This is a genomic window from Humiphilus diazotrophicus (genome assembly GCF_059726315.1).
Window position 1 is genome coordinate 4830155 of record NZ_AP040870.1, and the last position, 18932, is coordinate 4849086.

Below are 18932 nucleotides of genomic sequence, written 5' to 3' on the forward strand. Positions count from 1 at the left end.
CGGATCGTCCCAAAAGGTGCGACAGCAGCATGCGTAGGAGTGTACGCCACCACAATATGGTTTGCCGATACCCAAAACGGAAATAATTTCCGATCAAAACATTCTCGTGTTCTGGGACTCTCAAATGATTCAAGGAGTGAAAAAATTGGAAGCTTTGCGTCCGGAAGAGAAGAGAGGAGAGGCGGGAAAAGAGAAGAGGCGCAGCTCCTGAGGAAGGAACTGCGCCTCGATAAAAAATGATTAATTGGTGAGAACAGCGCGATACCGGATGGCGTTGCGCTTCACCTTGGCGATGGCCTCGTTGGCGCGATTCATCGCGAAGAGCTCTGTCTTCGCCTGCACATTGTGACGCGCTGCTACGTCCAGCATTTCGCGCAAGACAAGAGGACTGCCGATAGGGCTTCCTGTAATTGACTTGGTTGCTGCAATGAGAGAGAACGGAGTAATAGAGACTGGCTCAGGAGGAACACCCAGGAAGCAGAGGGTGCCGGTCGGGCGAAGTGCATTGACGTAGGCCATCCAGTCCTGATCGGCATTGATCGTTGACAGGATGACATCGAAAGAACCAGCCAACTGCTTCAGAGTTTTGCTTTCACGCGTGTTGACGAAGTTGTGAGCTCCCAACTCGAGAGCTTCTTCTTCTTTGGCCGGGGAACTGGAGAAGGCTGTAACTTCCGCTCCGAAGGCTCTGGCGAACTGCACGGCGATGTGGCCGAGCCCGCCGATTCCAATGATGCCTACACGTGAAGAAGGATTGACTCCGAGACTGCGCAACGGATTGTAGACAGTGACACCCGCGCAAAGCAGAGGCGCAGCATTATCGCTGTTGAGCTTCTCGGGAATAGGAATCACGAAACGGGCATTCACTCGTATTGCATTGGCGTAGCCGCCATTGCGATGAACGCAGGTGGCTTCACTTTCCGCGCAAAGATTTTCTTTTCCCTGAAGACACCACTCGCAAATTCCACAGGAATTCGATTGCCAGCCGACACCGACGCGCTGCTCGGGTTTGAGCGTCTTGACCGAATCGCCGACAGCCATAACCGTTCCGATGATTTCGTGTCCGGGAATGAACGGATACTGGCTTAAGCCCCAGTCGTTATCCACTAAATGAAGATCGCTGTGACAGATTCCGCAGTGGGAAATCGCGATTTCTACCTCATCCGGTTTCAAATCACCGGGATCATATTTGTAAGGCAGAAGTTCAGCGCCTGCGGCATGTGCCGCCAGTCCATGTATGAGAGCCATCGTAAGCCTCGTTCGAAAATGTGGCCACCGGGGAAGGCCACGAAAGAAAAAATATGAAATGAATTGCGGCGGCGCCCCCCGGCGCCTGCATCCGGTGCTACTGTACGTGCAACATGATTACCTGCTGGCCTGTCAGTACCGCATCCACTGGTATAGATGTTACCGGAATCCCGCTTTCACCGTTTAGCACTAAATCTTGTGCAGTTCTCAGCGGTTCCAAAACATTTGCCATCGACAATGGAAGTGAGGCGAGAGTTCTACCCTCCCATCCCGCCTGTGTAGATGGAAGCAGCAAGGTCACGTACAACCGGTCGCTGGCATGTATTGATTGTAGCTGCGCAATCGTGGCATTCATATCCAGTGAATGTGATCCAGGTCTCGCTGGCTGAAGAATTCTATCCAAAGTAGCGCCATCGCTGACTAAAAGCCTAATTGTTCCATCAGGTAAAGATGCCGGAAGCTGAATAGGGATGCGCAGATTTCTCGGTGCTCCCTGGTAAGGCTGCAGCGTTGCTTCCACCGTTACCGTGTCTCCGGCATGCACCGTATCAAATGGGACTTGAGCTGATTGTAGCTGTGTCTGTAGTCGCTCGGGAGACTCCTCTATTTCTAACTTGATACCCCTGATGTCGTTTTGCCGGGAGGGATTGGAGTAGAGTCTTCCAAATCGAGTGGCAATCGTCAGCGCTGCTTCCAGATTTCCGGGAAGCTGTTCGGTGGGAGCGACGAGCGCTTCCGAATGAATGGGAGCGAAGCCATCGATCTCGAATTTTGTTTTGACTCTGTAGCTGGAATCTGTTCCTCCCGCATTATTTTCCAGAAGGACTTGATAGACGCCGACGAGCAGTGCCTGGTTCGTGACTTGAGGATGATCCATTACCTGGAAGTGCAGTTCTCGAATGCCTTTAGGGCCACGGACGCTGAGACTGACCGGAATCATATGAGCCTTTTGGCCAAAGACGCCATGAATGGCTGAATAACGATCGTCGGTAAAGGCGCCAATCTCGTCCGCTGTATTGACGATCTTGAAGGCATTTAGAGGAGATGCCAATGTCGTCACGACCTCGGCTTTCGTCATCGGCATCGATACCGGACCAAACTGAGTGATCGGATGTCCGCAGGCGAGCAACTGCTTCGGGTCTATATAGGTAACAGTGCACGTAGCGGCGATTTGCAGATCTCCGCTGATGATCAGTGCACTGACCGCGGAGCCCGGTAACAGTGGATCGGATGACGGCTTGCTGCTTTGGCCGGCGATGCCACCAACAGCCGAGACGGTTGAAAGGCTTGTCCCTGCAAATTTTTCCTGCCACAGTCTTATGGCTTCCGGGCGAAAGCCAGCCATCATCAGAGGGGTCTCAATGGGGTGGATGTCTATTCCCGGAGAGTTCACTGGTTTGGAACCGCCGCCTGCCGCCTTTGCATTCTGGACTTCCAGCATCTGGCCAATGGGAGTAATCCCTGCGATCGGTTCCTTACTGAATTCTCCAATGCGGTAAGCGATGGCTCCGAGCAGTTTGCCATCAATGAAGACGGGACTTCCGCTCATGCCCGCAACGACACCGGTGTACTCGGGTTTTGGACCTTGAAGGCGTACCAGGATCATGTCCATATTCGGACCGAGAGCATTTTTCAGCCGGCCGAGAATCTCTACCTGCATCGGTTCCGGATGTGTACCCTCGAAGACGGTGTACGCTGTTGCTATCTGTCCACGATGTACTTGATCCAGGGGGTAAAATCCGTTTGTTGTAGCCGGAGGTTCAGTGAGAGGCAGAGTGTCTTTCGCAGCCGTGGCAGCAAGTGCATTGGGCAGCATAGAGGACAGACAACAGACAGCGGCTATTGCCAGTCGGGTGGTTTCCTTAAGGCGGTATGGCACGTCTACAAGAGTAGCGGTTGCCGCTCAAGACGCAAAGTGGGTAACCTCAACAGGGTCAAAGATGGTCGCTAAGACCATTAAACGAGGGGTCTTCTGGATGAATTGGATAAGAGGTATTTTTCACAGTTGTTTCGTGTCTGGCGCTGCTCTGGTCGGGTTTTCTTTGGTGGCGTCACCATATATTGCAGCCCAGCAGACCAAGACTCAACAACCATCGCAACAACAACCGGCCCAGCAGCAACCCGCCCCGGACCAGCCCGCACCTGAGTCTGGCGGTCCGGCTTCCGACACTAGCGGGATTGCTATCCCCAAGAAGAAAGAAAAGCCTGTCGAGGCGCCTGCTCCTGAAGAGCCTAAGGTAAAGAATCCTCAAGGCTTAGAAAATTTTTCCTTGCGTGTGGATGTTCCGGTCGTGACCGTGGACGTAGGCGTAGTGCTGCAGAAGACGCATCAGTTTGTTCCCAACTTGAAGCCCGAGAACTTCCGGGTATTTGAGGATGGGATTCCTCAGCAGGTTACCGGTTTTCAGCGCGTTCAGGCGCCGATCACAGCCTTACTACTATGCGAATTTGCGTCGACAAACTATTGGTTTGTCTATGACATGAAGAACGCGGCCTATGCTTTTGCTCAACAGCTGAAGCCGGAAGATTATATCGCGGTGATGACCTATGACATGCATACGCAAATCCTGACAGATTTCACTCAGGACAAGCGTGCCGTCTATGAGTCCATCAACTCTCTGGTGATTCCCGGTTTCAGCGAGAGGAATCTCTTCGACGCTCTTTACGAAGCACTGGATCGGCTGACTCGTATTGAAGGAAGAAAGTACATCATTCTGGTAGCTTCCGGACGGGACACCTTTTCCAAGATCACCCTGGACAAGACATTGGCGAAGATTAAGGCGACTCCGAATGTCACCATCTTTGCTATCAGCACCGGGCAGACAGCTCGCTTAATGGCAGAGGCTGGCGGTTATATGGGGCCGGTCAGAAATATGGATTATCTGCAGGCCGATAACCAGATGAACACCTTTGCCAGAATGACTGGAGGCCTGGCATTCTTCCCGCGTTTTGAAGCGGAGATGCCGGAGATCTTCCATACGATTAACGAATCGATTCGCAACCAATATCAATTGATATACAAGCCAACCAATACGAAGCAGGATGGCAGCTATCGTAAACTTCGCGTTGAGGTGGTAGACAACGAAGGACATCCCCTGCGTATGCAGGATGAGAAGCATCATCCGTTGAAGTACGACGTGATCGCCCGCGATGGCTATCGCGCAAAGCAGGAAGTGGACTAGAGCGGCTAAGAACCGGTCAGCGCAGAAAACTCTACTGCCGATATCGGTAGCCGGGCGAAGTTACGGTAGCAGATGGAAGGGGTGCCCCATCTTAGCGAGCGAAGCGAGATAAGGTGGGATGCGCCAAGGATTCGATATCGGTAACCGTACATAAGATCATTGAGAATAAGGAAAGGCTCCCGATGAAGGAGCCTTTCTTCATGATGTAACAAAGTTGTTTTAGTTCTCGCGCATGCTGCGTAGTGCGGGATAGAGCTTACGGAACATCTTGTAGCTCTCCTTGTAAGCTGCAACGCTTTCTGCATCTGGCGTAATTGTTTCTGCGACTGTAAGAGCTTTTGCACATGCTGTATCTGTATCGGGCCAGCAGCCAACACCTACGCCGGCGAGCAGTGCCGAACCGAAGGCGCCGCCTTCCTCTGCCGTAAGGATCTGGCAGGGATGGTTGTAGACGTTTGCCTGAATCTTCCGCCACAGAGGACCACGGGCTCCGCCTCCACCTAGACGAACTCCCTTGACTGGAATTCCCAATTCGCCGAAGAGCGTGAAGATATCCTGCAGCGAATATGCGACTCCCTCAAGGACGGCACGAGTGAAGTGGGGCAGGGTGTGCGTGATCGTGATACCAGTGAAAGCTGCGGTTGCCTTTACATCCAGATGCGGCGAACGTTCGCCCAAAAGGTATGGGGCCCAGAGCAAGCCATTGCTGCCTGCGGGAACCTTCTCTGCCGCTGCGGTCAGCTGATCGTAGCTGTTTCCGGGAGCAAAGGTTTCTTTCAGCCAGCGGAAGCTCAGACCCGCTGAGAGTGTTACGCCCATGACGTGCCAACGTCCTGGAACGGCATGGCAGAAGGTATGCAAGCGCCCTTTAGGATCCTTGACCGGATTGTCCGTTGCGGCGAAGACCACTCCCGAGGTACCGATGGTGGCGCTGACAGAGCCGGGCAACAGGATTCCCATGCCGACTGCTCCTGCAGCCTGGTCGCCTGCTCCGCCAACTACTGGCGTACCAGTTGTTAGCCCGGTGTTGCGAGCGGCTTCTTCCGAGATGTTTGCGCACACCTCCGGTGATTCAACAACCTTCGGCAGCCAGCTTTCCGGAATCCCGGAAACCTTTGCAACTTCTGCGGACCAGCGACGATTGGTTACGTCGAGCAGCAGTGTTCCGGAGGCTTCGTGAACATCGATGGCATACGTTCCGGTCAGCCGATAACGAACGTAGTCCTTCGGGCAGAGGATGTGAGCGATCTTTGCAAAGACCTCCGGTTCGTGCTTCTTCACCCAGAGCAGTTTCGTCAAAGTGAAGTTCGGCAGTGCCGGGTTGCAGGTCAGATCGATGAGATGTTTTTCGCCAAGCTCCTGGTGGAGCCAGTCGCATTCCGGTTGGGTGCGGGTATCGCACCAGATCAGCGACGGGCGCAGTACCTTACCGTCTTTGTCCAGCATGACGGCGCCATGCATCTGGCCTGTAAGGCCTACAGCTGAAATTTTCTGGTGAGGTTCCGGAGCCTGGGCGATGGCATTGCGGATCGCTTCCTGCGTTGCCCTCCACCAGTCTTCGGGATCCTGTTCAGCCCAACCGGGCTGCGGGGTACGAAAGGGTGCGTGCTCCGATGAGGCGGAGGCAACCACCTGACCGGTTTCGTCTACGAGGACGGCGCGTGTGCCGCCAGTGCCAACATCAATGCCAAGGAACCACACTTGAAGCTGCTCCTATGGCGTTTTCCTGTTTTGGCGGATCGGAGAGCGGCTGGAATCTCTTCCAGAAACCCTCTTTGAGTTTCCCGGTATCGGATCCTCCGCGCGTGGACGGGAAAGCGCCGTAAATCGGTTTAATTCACTGCGCAGTAAGCCTATCACCCCTGAGGTGTGTTTGAGCAAGGGAGAAATGAAGGCGATTTTGGGGGAGTGAGTTTTTGTGGAGTGCAAAGATAAATTCGGAGAACCATGACCGCGACGAAGTCGCAGAAGTTATTGGATTTGGACAGGTTGTTGTGACGAAAGTCACATTCCGGGGTGAATACTATCACTGCCCCTAATCATGATACCGACGGACACTCAAAAACCATGGAGGAGGACTGCAATGGGCTTTGAGACGATAGTCGTAGCGACAGATCTAACTGAGACCTCATGCGCTGCCGTGGAGTATGGACGTAAGCTTGCTGCTTCCTCTGGAGCGCGAATCGTACTCGCCCATGGCATTGACCCACTCGCCTATGCCGATATTAACGGATTGCCGTCATCCGCTCTCTCCGATTTGACGGAAAAGGCCAAGGCTGAGATTCAGAAGTTAAACGGCGAACTGTTGAGCGAAGGGATTCGCAGCCATTCCGAAATTCGCCAGGGAACGATTGTCGAGCTATTGCTGGATGTCGTTCGTCAGTACCGGGCAAGCCTGTTGATCATCGGGACCCATGGTGTTGCGGGGGCCGGTCCGGCTTTGCTGGGCAGTGTTGCCGAACAACTGGTTCGAGTCGCTCCGTGTCCTGTGCTGGCTGTTGCTGCCGATGCGTTGCCTGTAGGCGAGCTATCCAGCGGTGCAAACTGTGTAATTCCTGTTGAGCGAAATGATGTATCGCTGCATGCAATAGCAACGGCAAGAGAAGTTGCCGAGCAGTTTGGCCTAGGACTGCTACTGGTCCATGCGCGTACTGCAGCAGAGGCTTCTTTACAGCTGGATCCTTGCGCAGAGACATTCCAGCAAGTCCGTTTCCCGGCAGGGAAGACCCATGTGCCGGTGCGGTGTCTGGTTCGTGATGGTGAGCCGGCAGATGTCGTGAAAGAGATAGTGGCGCAGTATCCTACGGCGCTGATCGTGATCGGTGTCAATCGGGAGAGCCGGACCGGGCGTTCTCATGGAACTGCTTATGAAGTGATGGCAAAAGCGAAGGTACCGGTACTTTGCGTCCCCCCCGCGGTGATGCAAGGCATGCCTTCCGAGGTCGGGGAGGTAGCGCTTTGCTGAAGCACATTCTCGAGCATCGGTGGGTTTGCTGGGTCCAAGGGGGGATGACACTTCTCTTGGGCATCGCTTTATTGACCTTCGGACATTTGATGTCCGATTCCCTTATGAGTACTTTTCTTGTGGCCACAGCGTTGTTGTGTTCCGGTTTCGTTCTGTTGGCTGCAAGTTTGATGGATTTGGCTGTGGCAGTGGACGTGACTGCACATCAGCATTCTCTTCGACCGGCGTTGGTGTGGTGGATTCCTGGAGGAATCGGATTACTTGTGAGCACTACATTGTTGTTAACACCACATTTAACAGTGAGCCTGTTGGTCGTGATGGCGGCAATACATGCAATTTTGATTGCCGGAATGGATTTGTTAATTGTCCCCGCGTTGCGCGGACATGCTTTTCTCCATCACCTGTCGATGGTTTCAAGCTTCGGCTTTGCTCTATTTGCAGCGCTACTGTTAGTGGGTTCCTTGGGTTCCGAGATTTTAGCGACAAAGGCTCTTGGGTTCTACGCTATGTATTTCGGCGCTCGTTTTCTATGCCTGGGATGGGAGTCCTCCATCCTTCGACCTCTTGATCTCACTGCAGGGTCAAGGTAAGGAGGAAGTTCAATGCAAATCAATTCGGACAAATTGACTTCCCCTATGGCTGTTTCGCAACCATTAAATCTGTTGCTTTCCTGCCCAATTGAGATTGAGCAGAAGTTGGGAGCGGCCACTGTACGTAAGAACTACGCAGATGGGGAACTTCTGTTTGAGCAGAACAAGCCCTGTGATGGACTTTATCTGGTTTTGGCCGGAGAGTTTGCCCGGGCGATAGAGCGGTGGGAGACGCGGTTAACTCTTGCTCCTCTGCATGCCGGAGACTTGGTGGAATTGGCCGCTATTCTCGGAGAGGGAAGGCATACCTCTACCGTTGTTGCCTCAGGGCCTTCCGCGGCACTGGTTTTTCCGCGCTCTGCCCTTGAAGAGGCGTTTGCAGCGTATCCCCCTTTGCGGATGCATTTGCTTGAAGAACTGGGCCGGGAAGTTTCCCGCGCCTACACAATGCTGTCTTTCGGTAGAGGAGTGCGTACAAGGAAATCCCGTAAAAGTTCTATTGCCTAATCTGCTGAAAATAAACGGGGATCTGGACGGTTAACAGAAATTCTCTTTAGGAACTGGACGCGTACTCATTACGTAGAAGTGAAAAAGTTCGCTCTTGGGCAACTCGCTGGGCTATACTTGCATAGACCACCTGAGAACCTGTATGTCTTCTTTTCATGGGCATCACGCTCCGGAAGATTGCCTAAGCTGCGAACATCGCACGCTGCGTATGTTCTGTAATTTAACGCCTGACGCGCTGAAAGACTTCGATGCCATCGGCATTCAAATGAGCCATGCGCGCGGGGCAAAGCTGTTTTCGGAAGGGGACCCTGCTCGAACCGTCTGTGTTCTGTGTACGGGGCAGGCAAAGATCTCATCAACCTCTCGAGACGGCAAAACCATGATTTTAAAGATCGCAGGTCCTGGAGACGTCTTGGGGTTAAGTGCCGTTCTGGCGAATGTTCCCCACGAAGTTACTGCAGAAGCGATTGAGCCCTGCCAAGTAAAGACAATCCGGAAGCAAGAATTTATCGATTTTCTTTCAAAGCATGGCATCGCCAGCATGCATGCTGCACAATCCCTTTCCTCCGAATACATGACGGTTTTTCATGATGCCAAGCGCTTGGCTCTATCCGGCTCTGCCGCGGGTAGACTGGCCCGGCTTCTTTTGGATTGGGGGCGCGCAGTGGCCTGTGGCAAACCTGAGATCCGCTTTACCATGGCCCTGACTCATGAGGAAATCGCTAATATGGCTGGAACCTCTCGTGAGACGGTTACCCGCCTTCTAAATCAATTCCGTCGCGATCAGCTCATCAGTATCAAGGGAACTTCCTTGACGATCCTGAAACCGGATGAGCTGGAAAGAATGACGGCTTAAAGCCTTTCTGGATTTTTCAATAGTCTCGAACAGATAATCGTGCAGCTTTCTTTTAGGAAAGCTGCACGATTGCAATTTGAGCTTGCGCGTGTCTGTGCAAGAAATGCTTTGTCAGTTGGAATGCAGTGTTTCTTGAATGGGACTGCGGTCGCTTGCCTGTCCCTCCGAATCTTCATCCAGAATGGTCAGAACTGGGCAGGGTGCGTGGGCCAGGACCCGGTAGATGGTGCCGTCTTTTGCTAATTTTTGCAGGACGCTGGGTTTAGACGCTCCCAGGACGATCACGTCTACTTTCTGATCCACTGCTTCCGCGAGGATCTCGATCGCGGGATTTCCTATGACCACCTGAACATCGGCGGAACAGGCGCAGCTGGCCTCCGGTGGAATCAATCGGCGCAGCTCCCGTTCCGTACATCTCTGTAATTCCGAGGCGTCAGTCTTTTCGGAGTCGAAGGCCGACAGAACATGAAGCAAAATAAGTCTGGCATTGCTGCTTCGAGCTAGTTCGCAGGCAAGTGTTGCGCTCCTATGAGAGGTCTCTCGTAGCGTTGTGGCGTGAAGAACAGTGCGTTGCTGTCCTTGGGCTGCCGCACGCGGGTGGGCCTCGGGTCCGACAGTGAGTACGGGCACCGGAACGGACCGCAACACTTGTTCTGCGACAGAGCCTAACAGCAATTTCCCCAATCTGCTGCGGCTCTTTGTGCCGAGAACCAGGAGATCTACGTTCAGCTGGCGTGCTGCGGCTACGATTTGTTGCGCTGCAGCGCCCTCGCGGACCATGACGCTACAGTTAAGTCCTGCAGCTTGCGCTTGCATCCGATAGGAATCCAGGGATTTCTCGGCATAGCGAAGCGCTTCCGTCGGATCGTAGAACGGTAATCCATTAGGATCGAGCAGAATCGTATTGGTGGGAATCAGGACGTGGAGCAGAATAATTCGCGCTCCGGTTTCGGTCGCTCGATCCAGTGCCACGGGAAAGAGCCGGTCTGTATCCGCCAAGTCTGTAGAGACGAGGATGGAAGCGGGTTTGGTCCAACCATGTTTTTCCTGGTCAAACATGGGCTACCTCGCGATTCACAATTCTACACCCGAATTTAAGCTCCGGTGACAGGGCATTTCTCGCATAGGTATGCATTCGTCAAGGGGGGTAAAGTGCACTTCTCAAACCAGCATGCGGAAAGCCACCCAAGTCTTTGTGTTTCGGTGTACATCTGTGCGAAAAATGGGCTAGCCAAATAACTTCGCCGACGAACGTCTTAAGTCTCAATTTCAGAAGGAGCAAAGCCCGCTTGGTCACCAGAACGCTTTCGGGAGGCATGGCTGACCTCTGACATGTAAAGAGATTCTTGTCTGGCAGAGGCTCTTGTGCAGCCTGAAAAAGCATCCTTTTTAGGGCAAGCTAGATTTTGTTCTTGCAATTTTAGCCGGATTGTAACTAAGTTAGAGAATGTCGATCCTAACCGCGACATTCCACCCAGCAAAACATCCCAAAGAACGCTAGGTTTCCCGGCGCCGATCTATCTGTCTGTCCGATAGGCGTCGATGTATTTCTTTTATAGCTGTAGAAGAGAACTAAATCAGGCGTAGCCATTCCTAATCGATGGCAACGTGGAGTTACTTCTAGATCTCGCTGTAATCAAGGAAATTGCAGGGCCTTCTGTACTTGCATATAGAAGGAATATTCGTAGGGCCACATCATCTTAAAACGCAACTTTTGGAGGTCAGACACTATGTCGTTCCGAAGTGGCAGTTGTGTACCCGTTCTCAATGTTATGCAAGCCCGTTCTAGAGCTCATTCCTGTCTAGTACAGAATTCAATAATTGAATACAAAGCATATTTTGTCTATATGCCAAAGTCCAGGAAACGACTATGGGCGGGAGTGCCTCTCCGCCGGTCTTCTCCCGCATCAGACACGTCCTACCAGGCACTCTTCGTTCCCAAAGAACATAGAAATCAGTCCGTCGTTTATTCCCGAAACTAATCGATAACTTAATTCGATCTAATCCCTCTCCGCGTACATTCCCGTGGAGAGATCGAGAAACTATTCCCTAAATGTGCCCTTTTCTGGAGGTCCGATACAGATGTTTCCTTTAAGTGCTTTCAGCTTCTTGCGTCATTGGTGCCGAGGTCGGCTTCTTCTTGCTCTGCTGCTTATAACGCCCCTCAGCTATGCCCAAACCTATCGCGGTGGCATTAGCGGCACCGTTACCGATAATTCGGGTGCCTTTGTTCCCGGGGCTCGAATTACAGCTACAAATGATGAAACCAATGTTTCCCAGGTAACTGTCTCCTCTAGTGCTGGAGAGTTTACCTTTCAGGCGCTACCGCTTGGTACCTATACTGTCACGGCCTCTGCCAGCGAATTTCAGACAGTAAAGGTAAACAAAGTAACTGTCACAGCTGGTGTTATCTATTCACTTCCGCTCAAGCTCGCTGTTGCCCAAACCGCAACAACAGTTGAAGTCATGGCGGCTGGAATTGCCTTGGATACCACTACGCCGACACAAACCACGAATATTGCCAGCAAATCTGTTCAAGATATTCCACTGAACGGGCGTGATTTTACGCAGATGCTGGGCTTGGCTCCGGGATTCGCCGGGTACTCCCTTGGCGGATATGGTTCGGTGAATGGCACTCGTGCAAATCAGGTGAATTGGCAAATCGATGGTTCCGATAACAATGACCTCTGGCACAATATCCCGGCTGTCAATCAAGGTGGTGTCGAGAATATCGCCGGTATTGTTTATCCCATCGATGCAGTCGATGAGTTCTCGCTACAGACTGGTGCGAGTGCCGAGGTTGGCCGCAATCCTGGCGGTACAGTGAACGTAGTTACAAAATCCGGCACGAACAGCATTCACGGCAGTGGTTACTACTATGAACGTAATCAAGCCCTGGCTGCCCAATCTCCCTTTATCACTCCCTCTACAAGTTATCTGGCCAGTCAGCCTCTGACCAATATTCAATGGGGATCTTCGCTTGGTGGTCCGATCTGGAAAGACCGCACCTTCTTCTTTGCTGCCTTTGAAAAGCAGATGTTCAATATAGGGACCGGCAATCGCAGTTACGAACCCAATCAGGCATTTCAAGCTCAAGCCAAAGCTTTGATGTCTCAATATAATGTCCCGGTCAATCCAGCGATGCAGAATCTGTTGAATACACTCTGGCCGAGCGCGGCCTTGGCGGGAACGACAACATCGCTTTACGCTCCGAATTCTCCCGAGCACGGGTACAGTTATAACGGGTTGACTAAGCTCGATCACGCTATTAATGACCGTCAACATCTCTCTCTGCGTGGCTTTATGGGGCAAGGGAATCAGATTGCTCCTGTCTGTGGCGGGTGCGTAATCGACTACTACTTTGAAGTGGCGCCAATTCACGTTTACAACTATGAACTGGCTCATAGCTGGGCAATCACTCCTTCCGTCACCAATCTCTTTACTTTCGGTTTTAATTACTTCAATCAGGTTTTCAGCGATCAGAAGACGGGCTTCAACGTAGACTCGTTGGGTTTTGTTACCAGTTCGCCGTATACTCAGGCGCCCAATATCAAGATCTCGGGATTCGAGCCAATCGGACAGACGCCACCTGAAGGTAGAAATGATATGACCTCGGTGTTCAATGATGCTATGGCCTGGACTGTAGGGAAGCATCAGTTCAAGTTCACTGGGGAATTCCGTCGCGGTTCCGTGAATGAGTTTTATCAGCGGCGCTCCGTTGGTAGCTTTAGCTTTACCGGAGGCCGTGGCCCGTGGTGTTCCGGCGACGGCTCTGACTGCTCTAGCAACGCCTTTGCTCTGGCAGACTTCCTGGCTGGCTACTATTCAAAGGCGACTATCGTACGCGGTAATGGAGAGCGCACGGTCTATATTAATAACTTCGCTTTTTCCTTGCAGGACCAATGGCAGCTCTTGCCTAGCCTGAATGTCAACTACGGCCTTCGCTATGAATACATGGGGCCAATGCACAACGACAAAAAGAATATTTCAGTATTCCGTCCCGGTCTTACTGGGGCTACGGATGGGCTGGCCTTCCAAGGCAATCAAATCAACAGCATCTATCCGCAAGACTGGAATAACTTCAGTCCTCGAGTCGGCTTTAGCTATTCTCCAAAAGCTACGCCGGGAGTTGTGGTCCGCGGTGGCGTGGGTGTCTTCTTTGACACGCCAAACGCTAATCCTTTCCTCGACAATCGGCCTGGGAACTCTGCTCCAAATGGCGTAGAAGGAAATCCCGGAGGATCAAGTCCTGTCTATACTCTCTCTCAAAACAACGGCAACATTACCAATGGAGCAGCAATTTTCCCTGTCGATGCTTCCTGCTCGATAGCTCAATGTGCCGTGTTTACCGTCAGTCCTAAATTCCGCTCTTCCTACAACATCAACTTTAACCTGCAGATCGAGAAGACTCTGGGCAATCGTGGAATGATTCAATTGGGTTACGTCGGGAGCCAAGGCCGCAAGCTCCTGAGCCTGAGGAACATTAATCAGCCGTATCTGCCATCTCAAGCCGCTCAACTTGGAGTAGCTAGTCCCTATGCTGCCAGCTTCCCTCAATATGCTGATATCAATCAGATCGAGAGTATCGGCACTTCGAACTACAATTCCTTGCAGGCGGTCTTCCGTACAAATGCATGGAAGGGGCTCACCTCTCAGTTCAGCTATACCTGGGGACATAATCTCGACGAGCTGACTCAATACCGTGGTTATCTTCCACAAGATAGCTATAACTTCAAAGGAGACTATGGCAACAGTGACTTCGATACCCGCAACACCTTCGTGGGCTTCGTAAATTATGAAGTCCCTGGAATCAAGGGGCCTAAACTGCTTACTCATGGATGGGGCCTGAACGGCGTGTTTTCTTTCAAAGGTGGGCAGCCGATCACTGTCTATAATAACGACGACTCCTCCGGAACAAACGAATATACTCAGCGCGTGAATTTGGTTGGAAATCCTTTCAAAGGTGTAAGTCACAAGATCAATGCCGATGGTCTTGTTCAGTGGGTTAATCCCGATGCTTTTGCCCAGCCAGCAAGTGGGAGTTGGGGGACCATGGCCCGAAACAGTATCTTTGGTCCTGGTTTCGCTAATGTGGATTTTTCCGTCATAAAGAGCACTCAATTCAGTGTGAAGGATAAGCCAATCAACGCGCAGTTCCGTGCAGAAATGTATAACCTCTTTAATCGCATCAACCTTGCCAGCCCCTCTTGCAGCCAGCTATGCAACGCATATTATGGCTCGGATAGCTTTGGCCAGATTGGTTCAACGATTGGTGCCGGAAACTATTCTCCGGGTCTTGGACCTGGCGAACCATTCAATACACAGCTAGCAGTGAAGATTATCTTTTAGGAGTTTAGAGCCTGATCTTAGGAACACCTGCTACCCAGCAATGAATGCAGGTGTTCCGGATTTACTTAGGGAAGGAAAGGGCTGGCTGGAGTTTCTTCCAGCCAGCCCTTTCTGCTGATAATCGGCTATCAGAGCTTTTACGATAGATGCGTGAATGGCGTCTGTTTCAGGCGGGCTGGCAAGGGAGCAGGTCTTAATCCTGCGGTGGAGCTATTCATGACTTCATGAAATGCAGTTTTAAAAGCGTCCATGTCGCGCTGTGATCCGACAGTAATTCGAACATGTGTTGGCCACGCTGGCCATACGCGTCCAATAATGACTTTCTTTTTTGCCATTGCAGCCATGACTTCTGTTCCTGGCCGCTTCGTGTCGACCATAAAGCAATTGCTTTGTGAGGGAACATAACTGTAATGATTGGCTTCAAGCCATTCAAAGACATCGGAGCGGATCTCTGTATTGATCTTCTTACGCTTGGCAATCAGATCTTTATCGAGAAGGCTTGCTTTGGCCGCAACTACCCCGGTGATAGGCATTGCGTTCTGCCCATACGGAAGAAGCTTCTCCAGAAGATCGGGGCGAGCGATTGCAAAGCCGCAGCGAATTCCCGCCATGCCATAGATCTTGGAGAAGCTCCGTAAGACAATAAGGTCCTTTCCCGCTTTCACCAGATCGAGACATGGTTGGGCATCGGATAAGTGAATGTATGCCTCATCGACAAGGAGGATTGCTCCTTTTGGCTTGTTCGTTAGCGCGTATTCAATATCTGCTCGGCTGGTGGTGGTTCCCGTTGGATTGTTGGGATTGCAAATATAGATGATTCCTGCATTGGGATCGGCGTTGACCATGGCCTTTATATCGTGGCCATAACTGGCCGTGAGCGGAACCTTTGATATCTTGGCACCACTAATTGCCGCTGCTCTCATCCCTGCCTCGTAGCCGGGATCAGCCGTGACATAGCCTTTCTCTTTCGAGGTGAAAGCTAGAACCGAATAGTGAAGAGGTTCACTAGAGCCCGCATAGAGAAGTATGTGGTCAGGAGAAAGGCCCTCTTGCGCAGCAAAAGTGTTGATCAGTTCTTGGCTGAGTTGGTAGCCGTATCTACCGCCTTTGGGAAGGATGTCGACTATTGCCTGGCTGGCGGCTTCGCAAGGTCCTAGTGGATTCTCGTTAGCATTAATTAACACTGCATCGGGTGGAAGATTCGCGATGAAGCTGAGGCGTTGAGCATGCGCGAGGTGAGATTCGGTAAGGATAGGAATAGTTGCAAGGGCCGAACCTGCGGCTGCTAAGCGTAGAAAATAACGGCGGCTGAAATAGCTACAACCCGAGTCACTTGATGTATCTGGATGCATGGGTGCTCCTGATCAGGAAGGTGACATCACTGAATCTAGTTATGGAAGCGAGGCCGATAGAAAAGATGAATGATTTGCTATCCATATCTCAATTTAATCAGGAACTACACAGATCGCAAGAAGATTCGCAACTATTGAAGATCAATCCTGCTCAAAGCCGATAAGTCGATAAAGGAATCTGATTCTCTGAAAAGCAAGTTGGGTTGGGAGAGATATCTTGTCCAAGATTTATTGAGCTGGTGATTCGAATTATTTACTACATTTTTACTTTCTCGCAAAGTAGCGGTTTAAGGCAGGAGGAACGGAGATTTCAACATATACAACCAGACAAACTCAGGGTTTCGGTAATCATGCAACTATTGGTTCTCGGTCTCTCCAACTGGGGTGTACTTCCTGTGTTCCTGGGCCTAGAGAACTAGGATCTTTGCGATAGGGCCCCCGCGATATCCCGGTTGAAATGAAGCCATTTCAGATTTGAAATCCTGCTGGTAACGCATAAAACGTTTTCTGGCTTCCTTCGCCTGTGGCGAGGGACCATGGCGCGGGCCGCCGGGCAACTACAGTTCTCCCGGTCCGGGCGAGTCTGAACGGCGGAGGTAAGGGGGATACGAACTGGTTTCCTGGGACAGTAATAGCTATCTGCTGGGGGCGTGCTCGCTGGCGGTGCAGATTTCATGAAAAAACGGTTCCATTTGCTGAGATGGACTGCTATTTTGAGAGAGTTTAGGTAACGTTTTCTAGGCAGAATTTGTGCACTGTATGGCTTTTTACGATTCCATGCACGAATGTCTTGCAGAAAACCTTTCGCGAGAGGTAGGATGCCGGGTGTTAAATCTGCACTCAAAAGCAAGTCGCCAAAAATTGCAGGCTGTGCGGCTTGCCGGTAAGGCAGAGGGTTGGATGGAGGCAGTTTTGGCCTTGAAAGGGTGCAACCCGTTTGGAAACCGCCTGCAGGACTGTTGTTTGGAAGGGAAAATCTCTTGACAACCCTGCAGTAAATCAATTTACTTGTCTCGCGCCTTCACTATCGAGTGTGTGCGTAACAGAGTTTGGAGACAGAGCAGTTCGTTACTTTACTCCGTAAGGGGCTTCACCGTATGATCCCATTGCTTTCTTCGTCGGTCGGCCATGCTTCCGTGGCAGGGTTGGCCATGTTTGCCAGCGCTGGTGAATCGCTAGCGCATCTTTCTTTGCTTGATATTTCGGTTATCGTTATCTACTTCGCCATGGTCCTCTGGATCGGCTTCTACCTGAAACAGAAGTCGAACACCAGCGAAGAATTCTTCATGGCGGGCAGAGAAATGACGGCCTGGATTGCCGGGCTGAGCTTTGTTTCCGCTAATATGGGATCCCTTGAGTTGATGGGCTGGGCTGGCTCGGCGTATCAATACGGAATCCTGGCCACGCACTGGTACTGGGTCGGAGCGATTCCGGCCATGCTCTTCCTGGGCATGGTGATGATGCCCTTCTACTATGTTTCCAAAACTCACTCGGTACCGGGTTATCTGAAGTTGCGTTTCGGAGAGCACAGCCGCGTGCTCGCTGCCGTCTCGTTTGCCATTGAGATGATTTTGATGAGCGGCGTGAACATGTTCTCGATGGCCGTGGTTATGAAGGTTGTTCTGGGATGGAATATCACCTTCAGCATCCTGGTTTCTTCGGTAGCTGTTGCCGTTTATGTCGCCCTTGGGGGACTGCGTTCCGCCATCTTCAATGAGGTTCTACAGTTTGTTCTCATCTGGGCGGGCGCTTTGTTGGTCCCGATCCTGGGCATGATTCAAGCCGGTGGCTGGAGTGGTCTAGTTAACAAGATCATGAACAACCTGCATAACGACAGCTATCTGCACATGTGGCGTGACACCGCACATTTTGCGGCGAATCCGATGGGTGTTCACTGGACCGGTATTCTTCTTGGCCTGGGCTTCGTTATCAGCTTCGGGTATTGGACCACGGACTTCCTGGTTGTGCAGCGCGTTCTTGCTGCTCGTAATCTGCGGGCTGCGCGTATGGCTCCGATTATCGGCTCTTTCTTCAAGATGGCTGTCCCGTTTATCGTTATTCTGCCCGGTCTTCTTGGTCTGGTGGTGTTGACCGATCCCAGTGGCCATCTGATGCACCTGGTGGGTGAGGATGTCGTGAAGGCGAATCCTGGTGCCGGACTGCACAGCTACAACGAAGTGCTTCCGCTGATGTTGGTTCGCTATTGCAGCCCCGGGCTTTTGGGCCTGGGTATCACGGCTCTGATCGCAGGCTTTATGAGTGGCATGGCGGGAAACGTAAGCGCCTTTGCCACGGTCTGGACCTACGATATCTACCGGCCATTGATCAAGAAGGACGCTGTTGATAGCCACTACGTTTTGGTTGGCCGTTTGGCTACCGTGCTCGGTGTTGTGGTTTCGATTGGAGCTGCATATCTGGTCATGCACGCACACGGAATCATGGACTACGTGCAGGCATTGTTCAGCTTCTTCATTGCGCCGTTGCTGGGAGCAATTCTTCTGGGCATGTTCTGGAAGAGAGCCACGGCTGCAGGCGGTTTCTGTGGACTGCTGGGCGGTATTCTGACCTCAGTCAGCCTCTTTGTCTGGGTCAAGTTCAATCCTTCTGCATTGGCGACGGTGGCTATCTCTCCCGATGCCAAGCCGATGGCTGAAAACCTCTATCGTGCGTTGTGGGCATTTCTCACCAGTGTGATCATCATTGTGGTCGTCAGCCTCTTTACCAAACCTCGACCGGTGGAAGAGCTGGATGGTCTCGTCTATGGAGCAACCAAGCTGCCTGAGGAAGAACCGGTTCCTTTCTATCAGAAGGAATGGATCTGGGCTGTCGTGGTTGTGGTGATCTTTGCGGGCCTCAACATCTTGTTCTGGTAGCACGAAGGGA

12 protein-coding genes are annotated in these 18932 nt (G+C 51.9%); 7 read left to right on the forward strand and 5 right to left on the reverse strand.

What is annotated here, in order from left to right:
- Window positions 1–240: 240 nt before the first annotated feature.
- Together AC6I7T_RS20325 and AC6I7T_RS20330 are read right to left on the reverse strand one after the other, a co-directional pair.
- Window positions 241–1248 carry an NAD(P)-dependent alcohol dehydrogenase gene (locus AC6I7T_RS20325; RefSeq protein WP_497789380.1) on the reverse strand — a complete coding sequence of 336 codons (1008 nt, stop codon included), beginning with the start codon at window positions 1246–1248 and terminating at the stop codon, window positions 241–243.
- Between the two features lie 97 nt (window positions 1249–1345).
- Window positions 1346–3127: a SpoIVB peptidase S55 domain-containing protein gene (locus AC6I7T_RS20330; protein ID WP_497789381.1), complete on the reverse strand. Its 1782-nt coding sequence runs from the start codon at window positions 3125–3127 to the stop codon at window positions 1346–1348.
- A gap of 97 nt (window positions 3128–3224) precedes the next feature.
- Here AC6I7T_RS20330 and AC6I7T_RS20335 point away from each other — a divergent pair, with 97 nt between their 5' ends.
- Window positions 3225–4430, forward strand: coding sequence for a VWA domain-containing protein (locus AC6I7T_RS20335; RefSeq protein ID WP_497789382.1), 1206 nt, complete (start codon window positions 3225–3227; stop codon window positions 4428–4430).
- 219 nt (window positions 4431–4649) lie between these two features.
- Here AC6I7T_RS20335 and xylB read toward each other — a convergent pair whose 3' ends face one another.
- Window positions 4650–6131, reverse strand: coding sequence for a xylulokinase (xylB, locus tag AC6I7T_RS20340; RefSeq protein ID WP_497789383.1), 1482 nt, complete (start codon window positions 6129–6131; stop codon window positions 4650–4652).
- A gap of 382 nt (window positions 6132–6513) precedes the next feature.
- Here xylB and AC6I7T_RS20345 point away from each other — a divergent pair, with 382 nt between their 5' ends.
- The 4 genes from AC6I7T_RS20345 to AC6I7T_RS20360 all read left to right on the forward strand — a co-directional run bounded on the left by AC6I7T_RS20345 (window position 6514) and on the right by AC6I7T_RS20360 (window position 9348).
- A complete protein-coding gene (locus AC6I7T_RS20345; protein ID WP_497789385.1) occupies window positions 6514–7395 on the forward strand; it encodes a universal stress protein in 882 nt (293 codons plus the stop codon).
- 44 nt (window positions 7396–7439) lie between these two features.
- Window positions 7440–7985, forward strand: a complete 546-nt coding sequence (locus AC6I7T_RS20350) for a hypothetical protein (protein WP_497789386.1) — start codon at window positions 7440–7442, stop codon at window positions 7983–7985.
- A gap of 12 nt (window positions 7986–7997) precedes the next feature.
- The gene (locus tag AC6I7T_RS20355; protein WP_497789387.1) at window positions 7998–8492 is read left to right on the forward strand and encodes a cyclic nucleotide-binding domain-containing protein; all 495 of its coding nucleotides are present in this window, start codon (window positions 7998–8000) and stop codon (window positions 8490–8492) included.
- 142 nt (window positions 8493–8634) lie between these two features.
- Window positions 8635–9348, forward strand: a complete 714-nt coding sequence (locus AC6I7T_RS20360; protein WP_497789388.1) for a Crp/Fnr family transcriptional regulator — start codon at window positions 8635–8637, stop codon at window positions 9346–9348.
- 111 nt (window positions 9349–9459) lie between these two features.
- Here AC6I7T_RS20360 and AC6I7T_RS20365 read toward each other — a convergent pair whose 3' ends face one another.
- The gene (locus tag AC6I7T_RS20365) at window positions 9460–10407 is read right to left on the reverse strand and encodes a universal stress protein (protein WP_497789390.1); all 948 of its coding nucleotides are present in this window, start codon (window positions 10405–10407) and stop codon (window positions 9460–9462) included.
- A 1023-nt stretch (window positions 10408–11430) separates the two neighbouring features.
- On the opposite strand from AC6I7T_RS20365, the gene AC6I7T_RS20370 reads away from it, so the two are divergent.
- Entirely contained in the window at window positions 11431–14697 is a 3267-nt protein-coding gene (locus tag AC6I7T_RS20370; RefSeq protein ID WP_497789391.1) for a TonB-dependent receptor, read from the forward strand.
- A gap of 137 nt (window positions 14698–14834) precedes the next feature.
- On the opposite strand, the gene AC6I7T_RS20375 is transcribed toward AC6I7T_RS20370, so the two are convergent.
- The gene (locus AC6I7T_RS20375; protein ID WP_497789392.1) at window positions 14835–16049 is read right to left on the reverse strand and encodes a pyridoxal phosphate-dependent aminotransferase; all 1215 of its coding nucleotides are present in this window, start codon (window positions 16047–16049) and stop codon (window positions 14835–14837) included.
- Between the two features lie 1097 nt (window positions 16050–17146).
- Between AC6I7T_RS20375 and AC6I7T_RS20380 the strand changes: the two genes are divergently transcribed.
- Complete coding sequence (locus tag AC6I7T_RS20380; protein ID WP_497789394.1) at window positions 17147–18922, forward strand: sodium:solute symporter family protein; 1776 nt, start codon at window positions 17147–17149, stop codon at window positions 18920–18922.
- Window positions 18923–18932: the final 10 nt, after the last annotated feature.

What these genes read in the sequence shown, in the direction of transcription:
- AC6I7T_RS20335 (WP_497789382.1), top strand. Translation starts at nt 3,225, where the DNA reads ATGAATTGGATAAGAGGTATTTTTCACAGTTGTTTCGTGTCTGGCGCT.
- AC6I7T_RS20325 (WP_497789380.1), bottom strand. Translation starts at nt 1,248, where the DNA reads ATGGCTCTCATACATGGACTGGCGGCACATGCCGCAGGCGCTGAACTT.
- AC6I7T_RS20360 (WP_497789388.1), top strand. Translation starts at nt 8,635, where the DNA reads ATGTCTTCTTTTCATGGGCATCACGCTCCGGAAGATTGCCTAAGCTGC.
- AC6I7T_RS20350 (WP_497789386.1), top strand. Translation starts at nt 7,440, where the DNA reads ATGACACTTCTCTTGGGCATCGCTTTATTGACCTTCGGACATTTGATG.
- AC6I7T_RS20345 (WP_497789385.1), top strand. Translation starts at nt 6,514, where the DNA reads ATGGGCTTTGAGACGATAGTCGTAGCGACAGATCTAACTGAGACCTCA.
- AC6I7T_RS20380 (WP_497789394.1), top strand. Translation starts at nt 17,147, where the DNA reads ATGATCCCATTGCTTTCTTCGTCGGTCGGCCATGCTTCCGTGGCAGGG.
- AC6I7T_RS20365 (WP_497789390.1), bottom strand. Translation starts at nt 10,407, where the DNA reads ATGTTTGACCAGGAAAAACATGGTTGGACCAAACCCGCTTCCATCCTC.
- AC6I7T_RS20375 (WP_497789392.1), bottom strand. Translation starts at nt 16,049, where the DNA reads ATGCATCCAGATACATCAAGTGACTCGGGTTGTAGCTATTTCAGCCGC.
- AC6I7T_RS20355 (WP_497789387.1), top strand. Translation starts at nt 7,998, where the DNA reads ATGCAAATCAATTCGGACAAATTGACTTCCCCTATGGCTGTTTCGCAA.
- AC6I7T_RS20370 (WP_497789391.1), top strand. Translation starts at nt 11,431, where the DNA reads ATGTTTCCTTTAAGTGCTTTCAGCTTCTTGCGTCATTGGTGCCGAGGT.